The 13,867-nt window shown below is 59.2% G+C and carries 13 protein-coding genes; 8 read left to right on the top strand and 5 right to left on the bottom strand.

Going from position 1 to position 13,867, the window contains the following annotated elements; translation table 11 throughout:
* The coding region (locus ACOZ4O_RS01065; RefSeq protein ID WP_424523509.1) for a BlaI/MecI/CopY family transcriptional regulator at positions 1-442 on the top strand (442 nt) is incomplete at its 5' end.
* Between the two features lie 18 nt (positions 443-460).
* Here ACOZ4O_RS01065 and ACOZ4O_RS01060 read toward each other — a convergent pair.
* Both ACOZ4O_RS01060 and ACOZ4O_RS01055 read right to left on the bottom strand, forming a co-directional pair.
* A complete protein-coding gene (locus ACOZ4O_RS01060; protein ID WP_424523508.1) occupies positions 461-1,147 on the bottom strand; it encodes an SOS response-associated peptidase in 687 nt (228 codons plus the stop codon).
* Between the two features lie 65 nt (positions 1,148-1,212).
* Complete coding sequence (locus ACOZ4O_RS01055; RefSeq protein WP_424523507.1) at positions 1,213-1,803, bottom strand: hypothetical protein; 591 nt, start codon at positions 1,801-1,803, stop codon at positions 1,213-1,215.
* A gap of 272 nt (positions 1,804-2,075) precedes the next feature.
* Between ACOZ4O_RS01055 and ACOZ4O_RS01050 the strand changes: the two genes are divergently transcribed.
* The 4 genes from ACOZ4O_RS01050 to ACOZ4O_RS01035 all read left to right on the top strand — a co-directional run bounded on the left by ACOZ4O_RS01050 (position 2,076) and on the right by ACOZ4O_RS01035 (position 6,941).
* A complete protein-coding gene (locus ACOZ4O_RS01050; protein ID WP_424523506.1) occupies positions 2,076-3,023 on the top strand; it encodes a hypothetical protein in 948 nt (315 codons plus the stop codon).
* Between the two features lie 2 nt (positions 3,024-3,025).
* On the top strand, positions 3,026-3,331 hold the full coding sequence (locus tag ACOZ4O_RS01045) for a hypothetical protein (RefSeq protein ID WP_424523505.1): 306 nt from the start codon (positions 3,026-3,028) through the stop codon (positions 3,329-3,331).
* 2 nt (positions 3,332-3,333) lie between these two features.
* Positions 3,334-5,499, top strand: coding sequence for a type B DNA-directed DNA polymerase (locus ACOZ4O_RS01040; RefSeq protein ID WP_424523504.1), 2,166 nt, complete (start codon positions 3,334-3,336; stop codon positions 5,497-5,499).
* A gap of 173 nt (positions 5,500-5,672) precedes the next feature.
* On the top strand, positions 5,673-6,941 hold the full coding sequence (locus ACOZ4O_RS01035) for an orc1/cdc6 family replication initiation protein (RefSeq protein ID WP_424523503.1): 1,269 nt from the start codon (positions 5,673-5,675) through the stop codon (positions 6,939-6,941).
* A gap of 559 nt (positions 6,942-7,500) precedes the next feature.
* Here the strand turns inward: ACOZ4O_RS01035 and ACOZ4O_RS01030 are convergent.
* The gene (locus ACOZ4O_RS01030; protein ID WP_157687622.1) at positions 7,501-7,824 is read right to left on the bottom strand and encodes a hypothetical protein; all 324 of its coding nucleotides are present in this window, start codon (positions 7,822-7,824) and stop codon (positions 7,501-7,503) included.
* A gap of 138 nt (positions 7,825-7,962) precedes the next feature.
* Here ACOZ4O_RS01030 and ACOZ4O_RS01025 point away from each other — a divergent pair, with 138 nt between their 5' ends.
* Both ACOZ4O_RS01025 and ACOZ4O_RS01020 read left to right on the top strand, forming a co-directional pair.
* Positions 7,963-8,889 (top strand): MarR family transcriptional regulator, encoded by a 927-nt coding sequence (locus ACOZ4O_RS01025; RefSeq protein ID WP_424523502.1) that lies wholly within the window; start codon positions 7,963-7,965, stop codon positions 8,887-8,889.
* Positions 8,886-9,689, top strand: coding sequence for a DUF6036 family nucleotidyltransferase (locus ACOZ4O_RS01020; protein WP_424523501.1), 804 nt, complete (start codon positions 8,886-8,888; stop codon positions 9,687-9,689). Before ACOZ4O_RS01025 ends, ACOZ4O_RS01020 begins: the two co-directional genes overlap by 4 nt.
* A gap of 13 nt (positions 9,690-9,702) precedes the next feature.
* Here ACOZ4O_RS01020 and ACOZ4O_RS01015 read toward each other — a convergent pair whose 3' ends face one another.
* Both ACOZ4O_RS01015 and ACOZ4O_RS01010 read right to left on the bottom strand, forming a co-directional pair.
* Entirely contained in the window at positions 9,703-10,518 is an 816-nt protein-coding gene (locus tag ACOZ4O_RS01015; protein WP_424523500.1) for a hypothetical protein, read from the bottom strand.
* Between the two features lie 297 nt (positions 10,519-10,815).
* On the bottom strand, positions 10,816-12,669 hold the full coding sequence (locus ACOZ4O_RS01010) for a DUF4365 domain-containing protein (protein WP_424523499.1): 1,854 nt from the start codon (positions 12,667-12,669) through the stop codon (positions 10,816-10,818).
* Between the two features lie 153 nt (positions 12,670-12,822).
* On the opposite strand from ACOZ4O_RS01010, the gene ACOZ4O_RS01005 reads away from it, so the two are divergent.
* Positions 12,823-13,863, top strand: a complete 1,041-nt coding sequence (locus tag ACOZ4O_RS01005) for a hypothetical protein (protein WP_424523498.1) — start codon at positions 12,823-12,825, stop codon at positions 13,861-13,863.
* Positions 13,864-13,867: the final 4 nt, after the last annotated feature.

Here is a 13,867-nt window from a genome sequence, read left to right as displayed (position 1 = left end):
AAAGTGGGGACTCGATGAGGACGTCATCACCGACGACCAACTCTATCGCATCGCCGACGCGGCCGCCGGCGACGCCCGCCTCGCAATCGGCATCCTTCGAACGGCCGCCGGCAAGGCTGATCGCGAGAACCACGAACGCATCACCGACGACATTCTCCTGGACGCTGCCGAGGATGCTCGGGCCCAAATCAAGCAGAAGAGCCTCGATTCACTCACGCCGCACCAGCGCGTCGTCTACGACATCGTTCGGGAGCACGGCCCGGTCGGGCCGAGCGAGATCCACGAACGCTACTCCGAGGACGTCGATGACCCACGGACGAAGCGGACTATCCGTACGTACCTCTCGAAGATGGAGCAGTACAACCTCCTCGAGGCGGAAGGGACGAGTCGGGACCGAGAGTACTCGCTCGTCGATTCAGCGGCGGCGTCGCCGATGCAGTAACCGTGACCCCGTCAGCTATCAGGAACTGAATTCGCCGAGGCCCGATTGCTCGTGGTCCAGTGGCTCGATGACCTGGGGATCGTCGTTGCCGGGGTTGTTGACCCGCGTCGAAATCTCGTAGGCGTCCAGATCGTCCTTCGGGTACGGCTGGCACAGTTCCTTGCGGGTGTCCGGGTCTGCGGCGAGCCAGTCGGACTCAGCGTCCTTCGGGAGGACGACCGGCATCCGGTCGTGGATTGAGTTCATCAGGTCGTTCGGCTCCGTCGTGAGAATCGTGACGCACGAGATCTCCTCGTCGTCGCCTTCCCAGACGTCCCAGAGCCCGGCCATCGCGAATGCGGGGTCGTCCTCCCGGTAAATCCGGAAGGGCTGCTTCGACCCGCCGTTCGGTGATTTCCATTCGTAGAACCCTGACGAGGGGACGAGGCAGGGGCGTGATTCCCACGCCCGCTCGAAGACGCGTTTCTCGTCGGCAGTCTCGGAACGAGCGTTGATGATGCCCTCCTCGGGTTCGTCCGCCCAGAACGGAATCAACCCCCAGTGGTAGGCGTCGATCTCGTCGGAAGCCTCGTTTGTGATGATGTGGAGGTCGTCGCCAGGTGCGATGTTGTATCGGGGGGTGTACCCGCCGTCCGCGACGACCTCGGCTTCGAAGCGGGCCTCGAGGTCTACTTGGTCGATGAAGAGCGAGTTCCGGCCACACATACATCCGGGTCCGGCCGGGAGAGTCTTCAACGTATCTGGAAATGTGAACGGCTCTGAATCGTCGATTAGAGCTCGGTCGGCGGCAGAAGCTCACAGAGAACAGCTGCTTGTTCAAGAAGTGCGTCGAAGAGCCGTTCAGTCGGTCGATATAGCGCGTGGTGTTCATCAACAGAGTATGAGGTTTTCTCATCATCTGTGTGCGAGAGAAATCCGCACTCGAGAAGCGGAGCAAGGGTAGTATCCAGCGCAGTTCCGGAACGGCCAGATTCGGCTTCAAGAGTGTGTCGAGGGAACTCAGAAAGGAACCGCGTACAGCAACTCAGGACGTGAGCACGTCGATCAGCAAATAGTTCGTTGAGCGCAGTACGATGGGTGCGTGTCCAATACTCATCGAGTTTGATGTATGTGCGAACGATAGGGGAAAGCTCGTTCAAGGAACCATTAGCATGGACAATGCCAAGGTCGTTGAGCGCATGTTGGTCTTTGGTGTCCAGAGACTCGCCGAGGGGATGGAGAACAGTTTGAAGCGCCTCGTGGTACCGCGAAGTGAGGAATTCCCCGGCAACAACGTGGGCGTTCACGATATTTCGGGTTGGGTGCATTGACTCGTGGTGGTCGGGGTTTCGGTGGTCGACGTGGGTTCGTGGATAGCTCATAGAGCACCTCTTCCAACGTGGCGTTGAGCATTAACATTCCGAGCAGTCAGGCTCGAGACTGCAGCTGGGTAGGTTTAACCAACACACCGCCGTCAATACGGCCGGGTGTTGGTTAACACGAAGTACGCTCGATTCAGGAACTATTCTCGGAAACAGGATCCTAACGGAGACTACTCGGGACTGTACCGGGATTGGAGGGGATCACATCGAGTTTCCTGAAACGCGGAAGCGACACGCCGCGGCTTATCCGGAACGCAGACAACTAATCGAGTATGGGAGAACACTCGATGTCGAACCGATTGGCGGTGGACCAGCCGACACGGGGCGCTGACCGCAATCGGTCCCTTGCTGACCAGGCCGATCCGACTACGGACGAGATGTTGTTGCCGTCACTCGGCGACGGCATCACGCTGCTCGACGTCGAGGGAGGCCGCGGCGTCCCGATCCTGCAGTCGCTCGTACTCGACCATCTCCTCCTGCACGACGGGCCCGCCTTCTGGGTCGACGCAAATGGTCACGCGACGACGACGACGACACTCGCCCAGATCGCGCCCAGTCAACGGTTGCTCAACCGAATTCACGTCGCCCGCGGATTCACCGCCTACCAGCACTACGGCGCCGTCTGTGATCTCCCGTCAGCGGTGAATAAGGTAATCCAGACATCCACCGCCGATGCCGGGGCGGCCGGTCGAGGGGCGCCAAGTCGTGACGAGAACACGTCGCTCCACACCCCCGCCCTCATCGTCGCGCCGGCCGTCGACGCCCAGTACCGCGCCGACGATACCCTTGGCGAGACCCACGCAAAAACCCTCCAGGCCCGAACTCTCGCCCGGTTGGCGACCTACGCCGATGGGTACGACATCCCGGTGCTCGTTACGCGAAACGAACGAAACGAATTCACCGAGTCAGTCGCGACGGTCGCCGACCACCACCTGGAGTGCGAGCAGACTCGGATGGGGCCACGGGTCGTCGGCAAAGACTTCGAGACGCTCGTCTATCCCGTCGACGACGGCGCGTACTACCAGACGACGTTCGCGTACTGGCGACAGCTGCTTGCGGCACGCGCCACGCAGGTCGGCGTGGAATCGACGACGCCGGCGCCGTCGACGCCGACCCCGGAAGGTGTCGGGACGGGCGTCACCGCTGACGGTGAGACGGTGGCGGCCACTGCGGACCCCTTGCTCGATGCGTGGACCGCAACCGGGGCAGGAGGACGATAGCGATGGGGCGTACGAACCCAACCTACCGAGATGCGCTGCGGGCAATCGAAGAGCGGTGGGGTGAGTTCCGCCGGGCACTGCGGCGTCGCGACCAGCCGCACTTCGACCGGCTGTTCGAGTACGCCCGCGAGCACGCCGACGCGAGCGGGCTGTTGAACCACCAGAATCCGCTGCTGCCGGCGCTGCTCAGCATCGATCTCGAACAGGAGTCCCGCCTCGACGACCACGAAGAGCGCCTCGAGGAGCTCGAAGCCGCGGTCGCAGCACGCGATGACCAAGAGAGCGCCCCACCGGACGCGAACCCGTGACGATGCCGTTCAGTATCGACTTTCTGGACGACGGCCGCGTCCTGGAGTGGGAGGCAACCGCCGACGGCGCCGTCGCGACCGAGCGCGATGACTACACCCCACGCTTCTACGTCGCCGCTCGCGACCCTGATGCCGACCTCGACCTCACGATACTCCAGTCAGTGTACGACCAGCACCCGGACGTCGTCGCGACCGAGATGGTTACGCGACGCCCCGGCTTTCGACGAGACGAGGAGGCCGTCCTCGCCGTCGACGTCGTCCACATCAACCGCGTCACTCCACTCGCCCGGCAAGCGCGTCAGCTGTCGGACTATCCAGTCGGAGATCTCGCCTGTTTCAACGTCGACTTTTCGCGAGAGTTCCGATACTGTCTGGAGACCGGCGCCGATCCGACGCCGGCGAGCGAGCTGTCGACGCTCCGGCTCAGCGTCCCGGTGACCGAAACGAGCAACGACGTCTATGGGGAGCTGTCCGTCGCCGGCGACACCGTCACCGGCTCGCCGACGGATATCCTGACCGCCGTCCAAGAGGCGCTCGACGCACACGATCCGGACGTCTTGGTCTGTTCGACGAGCGAGATCGTCCCGACGCTGTACGAGATGGCGACGGACGCCGGCGTCGACGACTTCTCGTTGAGTCGGTGGCCGGACGTCGACTACCAGCAGCTCGCGAGCCGGTCGACGTACTCGAGCTACGGTCGCGTCGGCCACTCGCCGGCACGGTACAACGTGCCCGGCCGGGCGATCATCGACGAATCGAACACGTTCTTCTACGGGGAGACGAACCTCGAGGGCGTCCTCGACCTCGTGTCGCGCTCGAACAAGCCCGTCCAGGAGCTCGCGTGGGCGTCAATCGGGAACGTCCTCACGGCGATCCAAATCTGTGAGGCCAACGACCGCGGCGTCCTCGTCCCGTGGAACTCCTGGCGCCACGAGTTCTACAAGTCGATGGGGACGCTCCACGATGCCGACCGCGGCGGCTTCATCTTCGCACCCGAGGTCGGCCTCCACGAGAACGTCCACGAACTCGACTTCTCCTCGTTGTATCCGAACATCATCTGTACCCGGAACGTCTCGCCGGACGTCATCCGGTGTAGCTGCCACAGCGACCGCGACGACGTCCCCGGCCTCGGATACTCGATCTGCGACGACCGGGGCTACCTCGTCGACGTGCTACAGCCGATCATCGACGCGCGCGACGAGATCAAGGCGGCCATCCGTCGCGAGAAGGAACGGGACGACCCCGACGAGGACCGACTGGCGGAACTCGAGGGACGGTCGGGAGCGCTGAAGTGGATCCTCGTCGCCTGCTTCGGCTATCAGGGGTTCAGCAACGCGAAGTTCGGCCGCATCGAGTGCCACGAGGCAATCAACGCGTTCGCTCGCGAAATTCTGCTGACGGCGAAACAGCGGCTGGAAGCCGGCGGCTGGCGCGTCGTCCACGGCATCGTTGACTCCATCTGGGTGACGCCGGACCCTGACGTCGACGACGTGGACCGCGAGGACCTCGAGATGCTCGCGACGGCAATCACGGAAGAGGTCGAGATTCGGCTCGAACACGAAGCCCACTACGACTGGGTGGCGTTCGTCCCGCAGCGCGAGAGCGACGCTGGTGCGTTGACGAAATACTTCGGGAAGGTCGCCGGCGGCGACGACTTCAAAATCAGAGGTATCGAAGCCCGACAGCGTTCGACCCCGCCGTTCATCGAGGACGTCCAGCGGGATTGTCTCGACCGGCTCGATACCACGCGGTCACCGGACGCAGTGCTCGGACGGCTCGAACGAGCTATCGACGAACTGCAGGCGGGCAACGTAGCAGTGGAGCGGCTCGTCGAGCGGAACCGTGTCTCGAAGCCCCTGGAAGGCTACTCACAGAATACCCAGAACGTGGCCGCCTTGAAGCGAGCCCGCGAGCAGGAACTGGCAGTCCACCCGGGCCAGGATATCGAGTACGTGGTCGTCGACGACGAGAAATCCTCGCGAGACCGGGTCGCCCTCGCCCACGAGGAGATCGAGACCTACGACGCCTCGTACTACGAGACGCAGTTGGTCCGAGCTGTCGAGAGCGTGCTGTTGCCGCTCGGGTGGAATCGTACAGACATTCGACGGAGACTCGCAGAGACACGAGAGATGGAGCTGACGGAGTTCACAGCGGCCCGGAACGGATGAGTAGGCTCAGAGTCACTTGATGCGAGCAAAACCACAAGTGGGCGACGAGGTCAATCCCATTCACACTCTGGGGGGTCCTGCTCTCTGGAACACCCCCCGGAGTGTGAATGGAGGCAAATCAATCACACCGAGGGTGGACAACCTATATGTGAATGGGGCGAATTGGTCCGCCCATGCCAAATAACGATTCCACACAAACCACCGTCGACGAGATATTAAATGTCGACGAGGGGGATAGCGAAGACGAATCGGATATCTTTGAGAAACCGTGGTTGCTCGAGATCGATAACGTCCCTGACGCCAATCGAATCGTCGGACGAGACGACCATATCACGTTCTTGGCCAAGAATCTCCGAAAGATGCGGACAAACAGCGTCCCGGATAACGTCCTGGAGTGGGGTGAAACCGGGACGGGGAAGACACTAGTTGCAAGACACGTCTGCGAGCGGCTCGAAGCAGCAACTGCGGGAACGGACTCCCCGATCGTTACCGCCTACATTAACCCGGACCCCATCTCTACGTATACCTCCACCTTCCGGAAGATCGCAGAGCAGGTGAACGCGAAAGCAGAGAACCCGCTTGATGTCCCCTATCAGGGCCTCTCAGCCGAGCATTATCGCGACCAGAAATTGTGGCCCGTTGTTCAGCGGGAGTTTTCTGGCGGCCTCGTCGTCATCATCGATGAAATCGACAAGCACGGAGAAGTCAACGAGGTCCTCTACACGCTATCACGAACACAATCAAAAGACGACGTTGACTTCCCAGTCGTTACAATTGGGATTTCGAACGACATCGAATTCAAAGGCGAAATTGAGTCACGGGTTCAATCGACTCTCCAGCCAGAACACCGAACGTTCACACCGTACGAAGAAGACCAGCTCATTGCAATCCTCGAAAATCGACGGGACGCGTTTTACGACGGTGTCCTCGATGAGGAGGTGATTCCAACCACAGCTGAACTCGCAGCTGAAGAACACGGTGACGCTCGACGGGCAGTCCGATTGTTCCGGAATGCGGGCGAGATCGCCGACGAAGAAGGCGATAATATCGTGACCGCGAATCACGTTCTCGAAGCTGACGAACTCGTCGAAGTTGAGCTCTTTATGGAGATGGTGAAAGGGACTCCGTTGTCCGGGAAATTACTCCTGTTTGCTCTCACACGTCTTGACCGGAATAACCCGGAGAAAGAATGGTTCCGGACGTCAGAGATTCACGAGGTTTACCAAACAGTAGCACGGGACGTCGAAGTAGAACCCAAGGGGTACAATCGTGCACTTGAGCTTCTGAACAAGCACGTGACGACAGGAGTTCTCGAATCGAAAAAGAAGGAGGGCGGAGATCAGGGGAAGTTCAGGTCGTATTCGCTCCAAGGAGACGTCGAGAGTACACGAACTGGACTGATCAACTCGACGCCGGAACTCCAGACGTTGATGGGATGGTGACACCCCCACCCCTCGGTGTGAATGGTCCCCCATAGGATACGACGGTTGTAGAGATAGAGCGGGAGTCGAGGAAGCAGGGTCGTTTGTCTGAAGAACCTAGTACGGCACGGAGAGCGGCTTACACGTTCTTTCCCGGCAGCTGGCCCGACCCGCTACTGCACCGCACCGCAGCTGTAGTTATCTTTATTATACTGCAGTCTAAACAGTCCTCCGAGTAGATGTATTCTGAAAGGCGAGGCCTTGTGCCGAAGCCGAAGGTTCGCCACTGAGGCGAGAACCCTCCCTACGGCGTGAGGACTTCTGCTGTTAAGGGCTTCTTAATCGCGGTACCCTGGGTGGTGGACCATTCACACTGAGGGGTGTGGGGGTAAACGAGGCGTAATCTATCCGCGTGTTGCTCTGTCTTCTCTCGACGTGAAGTCTCGTTAGAGAGTGCCGGTTGGTAGCCCATTCACACCGAGGGGTGTCGGGTAAACTGATTCCATTCACACTCTGGGGGGTGTCATCTGCTACGCTACGAATCACGTTGAAACGACATCAGGCTCCAGTTCCATCTCGTTTACTCGTCGGGATTCACTGGCCCTTTGTACTTCGACGTCACCGAATCGCCTTCCCGCCACTGCCAGTAGTAGTAGCGGTTGTCGTTGATCTCCTTGATCGTGATCGTCGCCTTCGCCGGCACGTCGTCTGGGAGGTCATCGGGGCGCTCCTCGACCTCTTCTTGATCTGCCGACTCCTCGAGACGGGCCTCTCGTTCCTTGTGCTCGGCGAGCGCCTCAGCGTACGTTGCAACGTCTCGGAGCTGCTCCGGGCTCGACTCGTTGAGCGTGTTGACGATCTCCGTCGGGAGGTTCGCCGGTGGGGTCGGGGGTTCGTAGGACATCGGCTACTCTCGTGTTAACCAACACGACCCGCGAATCCATAGTTTTGTTGGTTAAGACGATAGAGACGGCTCTCGTGCCTGCTGACTGTAACATTACTCGAAACTTCTTTATATGCGAGTTTCGTACTATGTTACACCGTGCTCCGGCGCATCGAACTCGAGGTCCTCGCCACGGTCGACCGCGGCGACACGATCTCCGAGCTCGCGACGAAACTCGACCACAGCGAGAGTTACCTCTCCCGTGCCGTCGCCGACCTCGTCGAGAAGGGGCTCGTCTACACGAAACGCGACGGTCGGCGAAAACGAGTCGTCCCGTCGGATGCTCGCGCTGTAGAACTCTATCAGGACCTCGTCCGCCAACACTCCCACATCGACTTCCCCGAGCTACTGACCGGCAAGGCACTCGAGGTGCTGTACTACCTCGATCAGCCGCGAACCGTCTCCGAGATCGCCGACCGGAGCGACAACTACCGCAACACGGTCAACCGTATCCTCAAGAGGTTTCGCGACCGTGGTCTCGTCGGCACGGCCGACGGCCACTATGACTTCAACGCCGACTTTGACCGCCTCCACGAGTTCGCACGTGAACTCGCACACCATCTACATCGCCAACGCCTCGAAGCCGTCGCCCCGAAGGGCACGATTCTCTGGGAGGACTATGACGAATTCCTCGCCCAGGCCGAGAAGGAGATCGACGCCGAGGGGTTCCACGAAACCGGCCTCGCTCGATTCGCGGCCTTCGACCTCCAGTTCCTGCTTACCGGCCACCGCTACTACCTCTACTCCGAGGAATTCGACGCAGTCTCGCCGGCGGAGATGTGTTGTCACACGCTGCTGATCGACGACGGCAGCCGCCACCGCTCGTACTGTCTCCTCCTGCTCAGCCACGTCGACGTCGACGAGGCGGACCTCCGAGAGCAGGCGGCGAAGTATGGCCTCGAAGACGAAATCGACGCCTTGCTCCGCTACCTCGAGACGTACGGGGAGGTTGATGACGAGCAGCTCCCGGAGTGGGACGAGTTCCAGGAGCTGGCGGCTGACTACGAGGTGCAACTCCCACAATGAGACCAACATTCGGACGCGAGTACATCGAGAACGAATTCCAGCGCATCGGGGACGGGCTATCTGAACCGCTCACGGTCTACCTGATCGGTGGTGGCGCGATGTCGCTGCGCGACCTTAAGGGGGCGACGAAAGACATCGACCTGGTCGTTCCAGATGGCGACGCGTACGGTCAGCTGTGGGCGGTCCTGATGGACCTCGGGTATGCGGAGGTCCAGTCGCTGGATCCAGATTACCGGGCGCTTGGCGCGACGAGCTGCGTCGAGAACGACGACGGGTGTCGCCTCGACATATTCAACCAGCAGGTCGCGAACAAGCTCGTGCTCACCGACGGGATGCAAGAGCGCAGCAAGCCGTTCCTCGACACGGATCGACTGACGGTCCGGCTGGTCAGCAACGAGGATATCTTCCTGTTCAAGGCAATCGCAGGCCGCGATGACGACATCGAGGACATGAATATGCTCGTGCAGGCCGGCCTCGATTACGACGTCGTGCGGGATGAACTCGAAGCCCAGATCGAACGCCTGGGGGACGATCAGTTTGCCACGTTCGCGAACGAGGCCCTGGTCGAACTCGAGGAGCGATACGGGGTGACCACGCCGATCGAGGGCCGCGTCCAGGAGCTCACGAATAGATACTACCGGGGGCTCGAAGTCCTCCAAGCACTCGACGAGCCGATGACCGTCGACGAACTGGCCGCCGAACTGGAGCTGGATACTGACAAGGTTCACGACCGGATCGCGTATCTCTCAACGTTCAACCGGGTCCGTCGGGATGGCGACACGATCCATCCTGTGGAGTAGCTCAATCGTCGCCCTACGTGGAAGGAAGGCGGCCGTCTGGTCGGGGCACGCGGCCCCGTTTTATCTCGTGATCGACGCGGCGCAGGTGCTTGCAGCCGCCTTCGGGTGAACGTTGCTGCCAGTCGGGGCAGGTACACGATTCGTCGATAACGTCGACTTCATACCTGTTGCCGGACGCGGACTGCACCTCGTAGCGGCCACCTTTCGAGAGGAGCGAGACGTCCATCGCTTCGGCAACGGCACGCTTCGTGCGGGGCTCGAGGTCGTCTTGTGACTCTGCGTTCTCGTCGACGACCAGTCGGTCGCGAACGTCGCCCGTTCGGCCACCGTCCGGAGCGACGGCTTCCGCAGGGCCACTGAGCCGCTCGTAGAGCACTTCCTCCACCGGATGGCCTTCCGGCCACAGGTAGTGGACTTCGCGGCGCTCGCGATGGTCGTAGGAGCCGCACGCGGCTGCGCACCCAGTCCAGACCCGCCAGGCCCCAAGCGCGGCCATCACGTCGACGATGTCACGGGGAACCCTCTGGTAGTCATCCGGGAAGAACACCCGGAATCGGGTACACCTTTCTTGCGGCGGGACGGTCTCCCACCAGTCTTCGCTGGAGCCCCAACTGTCGTACATCGCGTCGTCGCTCCCGTAGCCGACGGTCACGCCGGCGATCGGCGTCCAGTCTGCTGGGAGGTGTTCCGACTCGCCTTCGAGCACCCGGAGGACGGCGTATCGGAGGTATTCGTGGGCTTGGTTGTCTGTCGTTCGGGCGACCTGATCGTGCTGCTCGACAACGTATTCGGCTTCCTCGAGGAGCGTCGTGAGATAGGATTCAGTCATCATTCGACGGAGGTCAGAACGCGCCTCCGCCCCTCCGCGGGCGCTGAAAAACTTAACCAACATATCGGGGCGACCAACCCACTTGTTGGTTAACAGAATTGGAGAGCGCGTCAGTCTTCGAGTATGTCGATAAGATCCTTTGCTGTCCGATTGATCCGGCTGAGACACTCCAGAACTACCTTCTGTGAATACTGGTAAAAGAAGTAGACGGCGAGACCTGTTACGATCTGCAGTATGGGTTGAAACCGAAGACAACGACCGGCGTTCTCCGAATCAGGAATCTGTAGGCAACATCGTCTATCCAGAGTCCTGTGACCACGGGTCCTCGCGTTTCTCGAGGAACTCCTCGAGCTCAGGATCTTGTGCCTGTTCCTCCCACCACGACAGATTGGGCTCCCAATCGTCTGGCCGTGGACAGTGGTGCTCACAGCCTTCGCAATATCGATCTTTAAACCCGTTAAATGCCAGCTCCAGATTCACACTCTCCATTGCTCCCCCGTGTTTACACCACACCATCTTCGTACCGAGCGTGTAGAGGCTGAGCCACTGGCCGAGCGGGCTCGTCGACAGCTGGCGGATTCGCAGGTGTTCGCAGTGCCGAAAGTATTCCGTCTGGTTAATATCCTTGACTCCTATCCGAATCGCTTCCGTCGTGCGATCCTCATCATCCGCATCAAGGTCGATCCCCTGCATTTCCAGCATATCCGTTGCCATCTCTTGATACTCCGACAGACTCATCTCCTCCACCTCTTCCTCGCTCACCTCCTCTCGTTCGTATGGATCCGGCCGGTCCTCCACATCGTCCAGCAGCTCTTCTAGGAACTCGACAGTGTGCTCGTCACCGAGTTCCTCCGCCCCCGAGATTCCGGTGGTGAAGTAGGTTATCGCCTTCTCCGGCTCTAGCGTGAAATAGTAGTACCGCCCGAGGCTCTTACCGAGGAGCATCCGGATTTCCGGATCATCCACGATATCCAATATCTGCTCGCATTGCTTCACGAGCGGATGATCGTGCTTCTCTTCGCCCAGCGCAGCCTTGTCCATGATCTGTAGCTGCGTGAGACGCATGATCTGGTTGGAGATATAGTCAAGCACGATAGGCAGACTGACGATGAACTCGTAGAGGTGGTCACGGTCAACCAGTTGGTTCAGCGCATCGTTGATCTCGCCGAAGATACGGATTTTTTCTTCAAGCAACTCGATCAGGGTCTTATTGAAATAATACGCGAAGAACGCATCCGTATCCTCTCCTTGGAACTTCAACGACACCAGTATCTCTTCGGTCTTCTCAAGGAGGATAAACAGCTCTGACTGGTGTTTGTGGATCTTGGTATAGTATTCGAGACCGTCTATGTCCAGATTCTGGGCGAGGTCGATGGCCTCCTCGGAGAGCTCAATGATGGTCACGGCCTCCTCTGGCTCCAGTGAATTGTATGTGTGGGTGAGGCCGACAAGGGCTTTCAGCTTGCCTTCGTCCTTCTCCGGCGCGTTGTAGACATCGATTAGCGTTTCCCGCGCTTCTTCCATGTTCCCCTGCTGCATGAGCTCCTGCGACTTGATCAGGGAATGGCCTTTGAAGCTCAACAGGCTGCTGTTGATCTCCCGATCGAGTTCACCGAGATCCGCGGACGAAAAGTTGACCCCCTCCCCCAGTCCCAGCCCCATGTTTTGACGTCGGATGATTCGCTTCTGGCTGGCAACAACAGCGTCCTTCAGGGCGTCCGTATCCCCGAACGTGTTCTGCTTGTTGACGTGGATACGGTTATAATCCTGCTCCCGCCAACCGGGTGTCTCGTTGTTCAATGTATCCCAGATGTAGTCCTGCGTCACCGTCCAGTAGAACTGGTCTGCTGCGTCGTCGTACAGCGCCAGTACAACCGGCTGTGATGTTTCTACATACAGTTCAAGATCGTCGGTCGTAAGATCGAATGTCGCCCGGTCTCCCTCGAACTCCTCGGATGCCTTCAACTGAATGTAGAAATTAATCGACCGGACTTCCTGATGGCCGTCCTCCCCCTGCTCGGTCACCGTAACTTGAAAGTCAAGCCCGAAGTCGTTATCCAAGGAATTGACGACAAACTCATCTAACCGGGAGATCAGTTCTCCTCGAGAAGCTTGTTCGAGTTGCTGGTTGCTGCTTCTCTTCTTCGCCACTGTTAGAACAGTTTTTGCCGATTATCTAAAAAACTGTGTACACCTGGAATCCTATTACCGAATATACTCCCCGGATTCCGCCAACTGACTCGGGTACAAGCCGTCGAAACCCCATAACTCAAACTCACCCGCGCCCAACTATTCCTCGTCTGCATGTTCGAGGACTTGGACAGGGAAACGATTGAGGAGATACTCGATGCACCCGAACCCACGCTCGACCGGGACGACATCACGATCATCTACTTCGACCAGAAAATCTGGGGCCAGCTCCACGCCGGCCGCCATGATTCCGAATCAAGGCACACCGACGCCTACGAAACCGTCCGAGAAGCCGTCAAACGCGGCGATGCAATCTGCCCCTACTCTATCGCCCGTTTCCTTGAAACTGATGCGCACCACGACGATACGTTCAAGAGAGAGCTTTATGAGCTGATGATCGACCTCTCCAATAACTTCTGTATGCGGAACTACTTCGACGCCATCGGTGCTGAAATCACGGCGTATATCTTTAGACATGCCGACCTGCTGCCCGAGATCGACCCAAGTGGCCAGATATTCAGCCGCGGCCTCGTCGAACCCCACGGGCACCCTCGAATCACTAGTGACGGCAACCCAATCGATAGCGAATGGAAGGTCCACAAAATCCTTCGATCGGAGCAGGTAACCCGGCAAATGATCAAGTCTGACGATTTCTTCGACGACGTCCCAGAGCCCTGGGACGAGGAGGAGCGTGCCCAGTACGTTGAGACACTGGAATCCATTCGGAAAGAGTACGACGATATCGCCGACACCGACGAGGAACGCCGTGAACAGCTAATAATCGAAAGTTTTCGAAATGATGTACTCCCTGGTCTCCTCCATACTGCTGAGCAGATTCCACTCGACGTGGATTTACTCTCTATTATCGTCCGTGACACTGCCATCAAAGGGTTCGAGGACTTTTTTATGCAGTTTCCCACCTACTTCACCCATCTCGATCTCATCCTCGGCCGCGATTTCCACCGCCACCGCGACATCGAGGGAAACGACCTTAACGACGTTATGGCCCTTGCAGTCGCTATTCCCTACTCCGATTTCGTAGTCACCGAGAAGTTTTTCGCTGGTGTCGCTCACCAACAGAATCTCCCCGATCGGTTCGACACAACCATCCGTACCGACCTTCAGGATCTAGCCATTCACCTCACCGGAACATGAGATT

The sequence above is a fragment of the Salarchaeum japonicum genome (genome assembly GCF_049705945.1).
Taxonomy (GTDB): domain Archaea; phylum Halobacteriota; class Halobacteria; order Halobacteriales; family Halobacteriaceae; genus Salarchaeum; species Salarchaeum japonicum_A.
This window is presented reverse-complemented; position numbering and strand designations above follow the sequence as displayed.

Excerpts from the sequence above, each read along its gene's own strand:
- ACOZ4O_RS01060 (WP_424523508.1), bottom strand. The coding sequence starts at position 1,147 with ATGTGTGGCCGGAACTCGCTCTTCATCGACCAAGTAGACCTCGAGGCC.
- ACOZ4O_RS01055 (WP_424523507.1), bottom strand. The coding sequence starts at position 1,803 with ATGAGCTATCCACGAACCCACGTCGACCACCGAAACCCCGACCACCAC.
- ACOZ4O_RS01050 (WP_424523506.1), top strand. The coding sequence starts at position 2,076 with ATGGGAGAACACTCGATGTCGAACCGATTGGCGGTGGACCAGCCGACA.
- ACOZ4O_RS01045 (WP_424523505.1), top strand. The coding sequence starts at position 3,026 with ATGGGGCGTACGAACCCAACCTACCGAGATGCGCTGCGGGCAATCGAA.
- ACOZ4O_RS01040 (WP_424523504.1), top strand. The coding sequence starts at position 3,334 with ATGCCGTTCAGTATCGACTTTCTGGACGACGGCCGCGTCCTGGAGTGG.
- ACOZ4O_RS01035 (WP_424523503.1), top strand. The coding sequence starts at position 5,673 with ATGCCAAATAACGATTCCACACAAACCACCGTCGACGAGATATTAAAT.
- ACOZ4O_RS01030 (WP_157687622.1), bottom strand. The coding sequence starts at position 7,824 with ATGTCCTACGAACCCCCGACCCCACCGGCGAACCTCCCGACGGAGATC.
- ACOZ4O_RS01020 (WP_424523501.1), top strand. The coding sequence starts at position 8,886 with ATGAGACCAACATTCGGACGCGAGTACATCGAGAACGAATTCCAGCGC.
- ACOZ4O_RS01015 (WP_424523500.1), bottom strand. The coding sequence starts at position 10,518 with ATGACTGAATCCTATCTCACGACGCTCCTCGAGGAAGCCGAATACGTT.
- ACOZ4O_RS01005 (WP_424523498.1), top strand. The coding sequence starts at position 12,823 with ATGTTCGAGGACTTGGACAGGGAAACGATTGAGGAGATACTCGATGCA.